We start from the raw sequence: 3,026 nt of genomic DNA, 5'->3' as shown, positions 1-3,026 counted from the left end.
GCAGATACTGGAACAGCGACTCCGCGGTCCAGGGCACCGGGGCCGGCGACCCGCTGCCGATCGGCACGGCGTGCCAGCCTTCGGCGTCGCCGCCGGCGAAGCGCTGGCTGGTCCGTTCGGCGCCGAAGAGGTTGCGCGGCGTGTGGCAGGCGCCGCAATGGGCCAGCCCCTCGGCCAGATAGGCGCCGCGGTTCCAGGCCGCGTCATGCGCCGGGTCGGGCTTGTAGGGCCCGGGCTGGAGGAACAGCAGCTTCCAGCCGGCCAGGACGAAGCGCTGGTTCAGCGGGAAGGGCAGGTCGTTGGCCGGCGCCCGCGCCGCCACCGGCTGGCGCGTCATCAGGAAGGCGTAGAGCGCCTGGTTGTCCGCGTCGGTGACCAGGATGAAGTGGTCGTAGGGGAAGGCGGGATAGAGATTGCGGCCGGCGCGGTCGACGCCCTCGCGCATCGCCCGCTGGAACGCCGCCTCGGACCAGCGGCCGATGCCGGTCTCCGGGTCGGGGGTGATGTTGGTGGAGTGGATCGTGCCGAAGGGCGTCGGCAGGGGCAGGCCGCCGGCGAAGGCCCTGCCGCCCGGGGCGGTGTGGCAGGTGCCGCAATTGCCGACCGAGGCCAGCTCGGCGCCCTGCTGCACCAGCGCCGGGTCGAAGCTCGCGGCGGCCGGCGGGTCGATCGGGTCGATCGCCGGGCGCCAGCCATAGGCGGCCAGACCCGCCGCGCCGCCGACGGCCAGCAGCAGCCCGACTCCCAGCACGATGCGGCCGGCGCGCAGCAGCCCCATGAAGATCCGTCCCTTGCCTGCCGGCCGGACCTCTCACGGGCCTTCAGCCGGTGCATTCCTGGATATGCGATGGTCGGACGAGATTCCCGTCCTGGCCAGGGGCGATTTGTCGCCGCCGCCCTGCGCCTGGCTCATGCAGGCGTTGCCGCGCCGGGGCGGAGGAGGGCTCTCCTCCTCCGCCCCGGCCGTCAGTTCGTCTGCGCCGAGACCAGCACCGGGTCGGCGCGGTAGGAGTCCGGGAACAGCCGCTGCAGCGCCTCGACCTTCGGCAGGTCGTTGATGGCGATGTAGGGGCTGGTCGGGTGCAGGGTCAGGTAATCCTGGTGGTAGTCCTCGGCCGGATAGAAGGATCGTCCCGGCTCGATCTTCGTGACGATCGCGGCGTCGAACGTCCCGGCCTGGTTCAACTGGTCGACATAGGCCTTGGCCACCCGCGCCTGCTCCGCATCCGCCGGGAAGATCGCGGAGCGGTACTGGGTGCCGCTGTCCGGGCCCTGGCGGTTCAGCTGGGTCGGGTCATGCGCCACCGAGAAGTAGATCTGCAGGATGCGGCCATAGCTGATCTGGTGCGGGTCGTAGGTGATCTTGACCGACTCCGCATGGCCGGTGTCGCCGCCGCTGACGGTCTCGTACTGCGCCGTCCGCGCGTCGCCGCCGGCATAGCCGGAGACGGCGCTGGTGACGCCCTTGACGTGCTGGAACACGCCCTGGACGCCCCAGAAGCAGCCGCCGGCCAGCACCGCGGTCTCGGTCGCGGCGCCGGAATCGGCGCTTTCGTCGACCGCCGGCGGGGGCACCAGCCGCGCCTCCTCGGCCGAGGATCGGGTGACCGCAAGGCCGGCGGCGACCGCCAGCAGCGACAGGGCGCCGGCGAGGGCCGGCAGGCGCCGCCAGGCGGCGGAGGGTCGGATCGGGAAGAGGGGCATGGGCTCAGCTCCGCTGTCAGCCGAAGGTGAAGGCGAAGGCCTGGACGCCGGGGTCCAGGAACCGGATCTCGAAGGTGCGGTCGGCCACCGGGCCGTCCTGCCGCACCAGCTGGTACAGGCGCTGGCCGGTCACGGTGCCCTGGCCGGCGGCGTCGGTGTCGGTGCCGTGGCTGTCGCCCGGCGCCTGGCCGTCGATGGTGACGCGGAAGCGCACCGGCCTGCCGTCCGCCGCCGGCCCCAGCACCAGGTGCAGGTCGCGGGCGTGGAAGCGGGTGACGATGCCGCCATCCGGCTGGTTCAGCGCGGCATGCTCGCCGCTGACCGTCCAGTCGCCGGTCAGGCCCCACTGGTTCAGGCGCGGCGAGCCGGCGGCGTAGACATGGCTGGCGTTCTGGACGAAGCCGCCGGGCGAGACGAAGTTCTCGGCCCGGTTGCTTCCGAGATAGGTCTCGGGCGACCGCACATCGGCCTGGTCCGAGGCCGCCTCGGCGCCCCGGGCGTCGACCGTGGCCAGGCCGCCGGCGACATCCTTGTGCCCGGCCTCGGCCAGCAGCTGCTGGATCACCCGTTCGGACTGGTCGTAGTCGCCTTCGCCGAAATGCTCGTGCCGGATCCGGCCTTCGGCATCGATGAAGTAATGCGCCGGCCAGTACTCGTTCTCGAAGGCGCGCCAGATGGCGTAGGTGTTGTCGATCGCCACCGGGTAGTCGATCTTCAAATCGGCGATCGCCTTGCGGACGTTGTCGACATTGCGCTCGAAGGCGAATTCGGGCGCGTGCACGCCGATCACGACCAGCCCCTGGTCCTTGTACTTCTCGGCCCAGGCCCGGACATAGGGGATGGCGCGCAGGCAGTTGATGCAGGAATAGGTCCAGAAATCGACCAGCACCACCTTGCCCTTCAGCCCCTCCACGGTCAGGGGCGGGGAGTTCAGCCAGTCGACCGCGCCGGACAGGGACGGGAAGGTGCCCAGCACCGGCAGGGCCGGGGCCTTCATGGCGGGACTGCCGGTCATGGCGACGGAGGCGGCGGGCGGGCTGGCGGGCGCCGGCTGCAGCCTGTCGATCAGCCCCTGCTCCAGCGAGGTGGTGCTGGCCAGCGACACGCGGGTCAGGAGGCCGGTGTCGAGGCCCAGCGCGATGGCGGCGACGCCGGCCAGGACGGCGACGCCCAGGCCGCGGCGGATCCATTCGCCGACGCCCAGCGACCGCTTCATCGCCTTGAACACCCGGCCGCCGACCAGGAGGGCGAGGGCGAGCGAGGTGGCGGCGCCCAGCGCATAGGCCAGCAGCAGCACCGAGGTGCCGGTGTTGGCGCCGTTC

3 protein-coding genes are annotated in these 3,026 nt (G+C 72.0%); all 3 read right to left on the bottom strand.

Annotation, left to right across the window (positions count from 1 at the left end):
* On the bottom strand, positions 1–778 hold a 778-nt coding region (locus P409_RS30510; RefSeq protein WP_152613633.1), incomplete at its 3' end, for a c-type cytochrome.
* A gap of 188 nt (positions 779–966) precedes the next feature.
* A complete protein-coding gene (msrA, locus tag P409_RS30505) occupies positions 967–1,704 on the bottom strand; it encodes a peptide-methionine (S)-S-oxide reductase MsrA (protein WP_034847305.1) in 738 nt (245 codons plus the stop codon).
* Between the two features lie 16 nt (positions 1,705–1,720).
* The coding region (locus P409_RS30500) for a thioredoxin family protein (protein ID WP_034847303.1) at positions 1,721–3,026 on the bottom strand (1,306 nt) is incomplete at its 5' end.

It is taken from the genome of Inquilinus limosus MP06, assembly GCF_000767795.1.
Taxonomy (GTDB): domain Bacteria; phylum Pseudomonadota; class Alphaproteobacteria; order DSM-16000; family Inquilinaceae; genus Inquilinus; species Inquilinus limosus_E.
This window is presented reverse-complemented; position numbering and strand designations above follow the sequence as displayed.